At 47.0% G+C, this 5,547-nt stretch carries 6 protein-coding genes; all 6 read right to left on the reverse strand.

The features are described from left to right. Positions 1–116: 116 nt before the first annotated feature. The 6 genes from dnaA to FP827_04400 all read right to left on the reverse strand — a co-directional run bounded on the left by dnaA (position 117) and on the right by FP827_04400 (position 5,376). On the reverse strand, positions 117–1,454 hold the full coding sequence (dnaA, locus tag FP827_04375; protein MBA3052310.1) for a chromosomal replication initiator protein DnaA: 1,338 nt from the start codon (positions 1,452–1,454) through the stop codon (positions 117–119). Positions 1,455–1,628: 174 nt separating this feature from the next. After that, positions 1,629–2,603 (reverse strand): KpsF/GutQ family sugar-phosphate isomerase, encoded by a 975-nt coding sequence (locus tag FP827_04380; protein MBA3052311.1) that lies wholly within the window; start codon positions 2,601–2,603, stop codon positions 1,629–1,631. Further along, entirely contained in the window at positions 2,600–3,406 is an 807-nt protein-coding gene (locus FP827_04385) for a 3-deoxy-8-phosphooctulonate synthase (protein ID MBA3052312.1), read from the reverse strand. Before FP827_04385 ends, FP827_04380 begins: the two co-directional genes overlap by 4 nt. Next, positions 3,403–4,104, reverse strand: a complete 702-nt coding sequence (gene kdsB, locus FP827_04390) for a 3-deoxy-manno-octulosonate cytidylyltransferase (GenBank protein ID MBA3052313.1) — start codon at positions 4,102–4,104, stop codon at positions 3,403–3,405. The genes FP827_04385 and kdsB overlap by 4 nt, the downstream gene beginning before the upstream one ends. Continuing rightward, on the reverse strand, positions 4,101–5,036 hold the full coding sequence (gene rfaE1 / locus FP827_04395) for a D-glycero-beta-D-manno-heptose-7-phosphate kinase (protein ID MBA3052314.1): 936 nt from the start codon (positions 5,034–5,036) through the stop codon (positions 4,101–4,103). The genes kdsB and rfaE1 overlap by 4 nt, the downstream gene beginning before the upstream one ends. Before the next feature lie 64 nt (positions 5,037–5,100). Next, positions 5,101–5,376: a hypothetical protein gene (locus FP827_04400; GenBank protein MBA3052315.1), complete on the reverse strand. Its 276-nt coding sequence runs from the start codon at positions 5,374–5,376 to the stop codon at positions 5,101–5,103. Positions 5,377–5,547 lie beyond the last annotated feature (171 nt).

Genomic DNA, 5,547 nt, shown 5'->3' on the forward strand with positions numbered 1-5,547 from the left:
CCCTTTCCAAAATGCCATGTGTTACAGGCTTTTTCGCGTTTAAGCTCACACTGATAACCTGTAGACAACTTTCAACCGCCCTGCCCCTTTCCCCGGCAAAATTCAAAAATATCAAGTTATGCACTTTCTTTTACCTGCTTGGTGATTTTGTTTAACAATGCCGCGAAATAAGGGTCTTTCGTTATTTTATTTTTTATTTTATTTCCGGCGTGCAGGACGGTGGAATGGTCTCTCCCGCCGTAAAATTCCCCGATCTCCGTGGTGGAGTAGCTTGTTAATATCCTCGAAAGATACATCGCTATCTGCCGCGGAAAAACCACCGATTCTGTTCTTTTTTTACCTTTAAGATCAGCTACGCTCAAATTAAAATTGTTGCTCACGACCGACTGGATGGTATCAAGGCCTATGTCTTTCTCTATGTCGCTTTCCGTTATTACGGTTTTCAGATATTCCTTGGCCTTCTCTATTGTTATGCGTGTTTCGGTCAGGGACGAATAAGCGGCTATGGAAAGGATGGCGCCCTCAAGTGTGCGTATGTTGTTTTTTATGTTGGAGGCGATATAGTAAAGAACGTCGTCGGGAATGCTTATTTTCTCGGCTTCTATTTTCTTCTTGATTATCGCCACTCTCGTCTCAAGATCGGGCGGCTGTATGTCCGCCACGACCCCCCACTGGAAGCGTGAGCGCAGCCTCTCTTCCAGCGAACCCATGTCTTTGGGGCTTGAATCGCTTGAAAGGACGATCTGCTTTCTTCTGTCGTAGAGAGCGTTGAAGGTGTGAAAGAATTCCTGCTGGATCATTTCTTTTCCCGTGAGGAACTGTATGTCGTCTATAAGGAGAAGGTCCACATTCCGGTATTTGATGCGGAATTCGGCGATGCGGTTGTTCTTCAGATATTCTATCAGGTCATTGGTGAATTTCTCTGAGGTGACATAGATTATGTTGAACGCCGGAAAATGCTTTTTGATCTCTATACCTATGGCGTTTAGCAGATGTGTTTTCCCTAAGCCCACGCCGCCGTAAAGAAACAGCGGGTTGTAGGTGTTCCCCGGATTTTTTGTTATGGCCAGACTCGCCGCGTGGGCGAAATGATTGGACTGCCCTATAACGAAATTATCAAAAGAATATTTGGAAACGAACTTCTTCGGAAGAAAGAGCGTTTCATTGAGTTCACGGGCCTCAACGGAGTCCGGCTCCACTTTGTTTTCCACTTTGTCCGTATAAAATTCCACCTTCAGGCAGGGATCGGATGACTTGAGGATGTTGTCTATCCTCTCGCAGTAGTGCTCGCTGAGCCAGCGGACAAAAAATTTGTTGGGGACCTTGACGCTTAACTTGTCTTTCTCCAGGCTCGTGGGTATAGCCGGTTCCAGCCAGAGTTTATAGGTCTCGTCTGTAATCTCTAAACGGAGATTATTGACAATTTTCTTCCATATGATTTCAAAATTATCCACAAATTTCAGCCCTTATTAACAATTTTCCAGCAAGTTATCAACATCTTATTAACACCTTATCAACAAGCGGTTTTTGGCTGCTCAGGCCATAAGAAATAATTGTATATTAAGAAAGAATTTTTGTCAAGGTCTTTGATACTTCCGTCGTCAAATAAGAAATCAGGTATTTTTAACTCAGCCGGCAAGGCCTTCGCGCAGAAGATCCCTTTCATCAATTATCCCGGCAAGCTTTCCCGACTTATCAACAACAGGAATGTTGTCAAAATTGCGCCTGTTCATAATTTCGGCAACCTTCCAGGCCGGAGTTGTGTCCAGCACAGTAAAGGGGTTTTTTGTCATAACATTTTCTATTTTTTCGTTCAGCACATCCGGCTTTTCCTGCATGAGCCGCCGCAGATCCCCGTCGGTAAAAAATCCGCTGAGTTTTCTGTTTTTGTCTATGATGCTCACAGCGCCGAGCCTTGAGCGCGTCATCTCAAACAGAGCTTTTTTAACGGAGCTGCCCTTTTTAAGTTCGGGGCACTCTTTGCCTTTGCGCATTATGTCCCTCACCTGCATGGAGAGTTTTTTCCCAAGCACGCCGCCCGGATGGAGGAGTGCCAGATCCCGCGCCTGCAGCTTTTTTTTCTGCATGAGCGTTATCGCTATCGCGTCGCCTGTCACCATCATCACCGTTGTTGACGATGTGGGGGCGTGATTAAATGGGCAGGCCTGTTTTGAGGCTTTGATTGGAATGAGGCAGTCGGCTATTTTTCCAAGAGCCGATTCGGGCCTCGCGGTTATGGATATTACGGGTATTCTGAGTTTTTTGATAAGAGGCAGGAGGCTGGCCAGCTCCATTATTTCCCCTGAGAATGACAGGGCTATTATGCTGTCGCCTTTGTTGAGCATGCCTATGTCTCCGTGCGCGGCCTCTCCGGGATGTATGAAGAAAGCCGGATTGCCGGTGGAAGAAAGAGTCGCGGCGATTTTCTTAGCCACAAGGCCGGATTTGCCGAGGCCCATGACCGCTATTTTACCGCTTTTCCTTTTGAAGAGCAGGTTGACGCTTTTCTGTATCGCGGAAACAAAGGCGGGATTTATATTTTCCTCTATTGCCCTTTTTTCTATTGAGAGAATTTCTTTGACTGTTCTTGTTTTCACTTTCATCCCGCTATCTCCTTTACGGCCGCGACCAGTTTGTCGAATTCGTCAAAACTCATGACCGAGCCCCTGTCCGATTTGGCCGCGGCGGGGTTGGGATGCACTTCCGCGTATATGCCGTCGGCTCCGACGGCAACGGCGGCTCTTGAAAGAGGCAGGCAGAATTCTTTTTTCCCCGATGTCCGGCCGCCTCCCGCTCCGGGGAGCTGCACGCTGTGCGTGGCGTCAAAGATCACAGGATAGCCGCTTTTTTTCATTATAGGTATGGAGCGGAAATCAACCACGAGGTTGTTGTAGCCGAAACTGCTGCCCCTCTCTATGAGGATTATATTTTTGCTTCCCGCCTCTTCCGCTTTTTTTATGAGGAATTTCATATCGTCGGGAGCGAGGAACTGGCCCTTTTTTATGCTCACGGGTTTTCCCGCTCCGGCCACCGCGGTTATGAGATCCGTCTGCCTGCACAAAAAGGCGGGTATCTGAAGGATGTCGGCTATTTTGGATGCCGGAGCCACCTGGCTGACGCAGTGCACATCAGTGAGCACGGGAAAGCCGAAGCGTTTTTTTGTTTCCGACATGATCTCAAGGCCTTTTTTCATTCCCGGGCCGCGCCATGAAGAGCCCTGCATGCGGTTGGCTTTGTCAAAAGACGCCTTAAAGATGAGAGGCACTTTGTGCTTCGCGCAGATTTTCACCAGGGCCTCGGCGCTGTCAAAAACCTGCTTTTTGTTTTCTATGGAACACACGCCCGCTATGATGCTCAAGCCTTTTCCTATCGTCACGGATCCGGCCCGCACTTTTTTTACGCTCATGATTTGAGCCTCCTGATCACTTTTTTTATATCCGATGGCGTATCCACGGCAATTCCGCGGTATTTCACATCTATCACCCTTATGCCTATGCCGTTTTCCAGAAAACTCAACTGCTCCAGGTCCTCGGCTTCGGCAAGACGGCTTTTGAATTTCGCCGAATCAAGGAGTATTTTTTTCCTGTAGGCGTATATGCCTATGTGTTTTTTTGCCGGCTTGGATGAGCCGTAGGGTATGGGGGCTCTGGAAAAATAAAGAGCGTTGCCGTTTTTATCGCTCACCACTTTTACGCAGTTTCGCGAGAGATATTCTTTTTCATTGATGTCCGTGCAGAGCGTGGCCACGCCCACGGACCTGTCGCTGAATGCCTTCACCAGTTTGTCTATGTGGGAGGGGTTTATCAGAGGTTCGTCACCCTGTATATTTACGACTATTTCGCATTCGAGTTTCCGGGCGATATCGCGTATTCTGTCGGTGCCGCAGGACGCCTCTCCGGTCAGGCGCACTTCCGCGCCGAAGTTCGCGGCCTCGTCCGCAATCCTGAGATCATCCGTAGCGATGATTATTTTATCCAGCGTTTTTGCTTTTGAGGCCTGTTCCCAGACCCGCTGTATCATTGTTTTGCCCAGTATTTTCGCCATGGGCTTTCCGGGGAAACGCGTTGAAGCCCAGCGCGCGGGAATGACGCCGGCGGCCTTCATTTTTCAAGTTCCTCTTGTGAGACTGTCGCGGTGCCGGATTTCCCGACAACTATGGCGGCGGCCTTATTCGCGAGTTTCGCGCTTTCGAGAAGTGTCATTCCCGAACACAATGCGGCGGTCAGCACCGCTATAACCGTATCTCCGGCGCCTGTCACATCAAAAACTTCACGCGCCTGGGTCTGTATAAGAGTGCACTTGCCTTTTTCAAAGACAGCCATTCCTTTAGCCCCCCGCGTTATGATCAGGCTCTTTGATCCCAGTTTCTTTAATATGGATAAGCCGGTTGTTTTGACATCCTCGTCCGTTTCTGTTTTCATTCCACTGGCTGCGGCGGCCTCATTGTGGTTGGGAGTGAGGCAGGTGACTTTTTTGTAACTCATAAAATGTTCTGTCTGCGGGTCAACCGTTATTATCTTACCCAGTTTATTGGCAGCGGGTATAAGATATTCCAGAAGTTTTTTTGTTATAAGGCCTTTACCGTAATCAGCTATGATCACCGCATCCATTTTATCAAGCATTTTTTTTATTGACTTGATGATATCCGCGCTCTGGTCTTTAAGAGGATCTTCCCTGTCCACTCTTATCATCTGCTGTTTTTGAGCGATGATCCTTGTCTTGATAGTCGTCCGGTATCCGGCCACGCTTGTTACCGCGGATGTTGATATCCCGTAATCCACCAGGTGGCTGATACTGAAGTTCCCGTAATAATCATTGCCCACGGCGCCGCACATAAAGGTTTTGACGCCGAGTTCCGCGAGATTCACGGCCACATTCGCGGCCCCGCCGGCTTTGAAAGATTCTATGGATTCTTTGAGCACCGGCACCGGCGCTTCGGGCGATATGCGGTGGACATCTCCTGTTATGAATCTGTCGAGTATTATGTCGCCTACGACCAGTATCCGTTTCTTTTTAAAATTATCGAGTTTCAGCATATTTCGTTAATGATAAAAAATATAGGCTGAATAGTAAATGGCAAAAAGCAAAAGTTACAATAAGTTAATGAACAGACCCCGTCCCTTTCTGTTCGCTGTATCTTATTTTCATAACCACAATTATGAGAGCCAGAAAGAAAATCAGTGCGTTTGTAATAATAACCGGGATATCTCCGATCAAAAGTCCATAGACAAACCAGAGGAAAACCCCTGTTGTGAAAACAGAAAATGTCAGCAGAGAAATATCCTGTACCCTTTTAGTTTTATAAATTTTTATAACCTGAGGCAGGAATGATACTGTACACAAAATCCCTGCAAATGCACCAATAATTACTGTCATCATAATTTTAGCTCCTTATATGTCACTATTTATATCAATAAAACAACTCAAGCACAAAAGCCACTCTATTGTAAGAAGGTGTGACTTCTAAAAAACAAAATCTTTCTGCATATTTCAGCGGTATTGTGCAGTAATAATGGAAAAAGGCTTTCAATTTTCAAAAAGACAACC

Source organism: Candidatus Omnitrophota bacterium, from assembly GCA_013791745.1.
In the GTDB taxonomy this organism is placed as follows: Bacteria; CG03; CG03; order CG03; family CG03; genus CG03.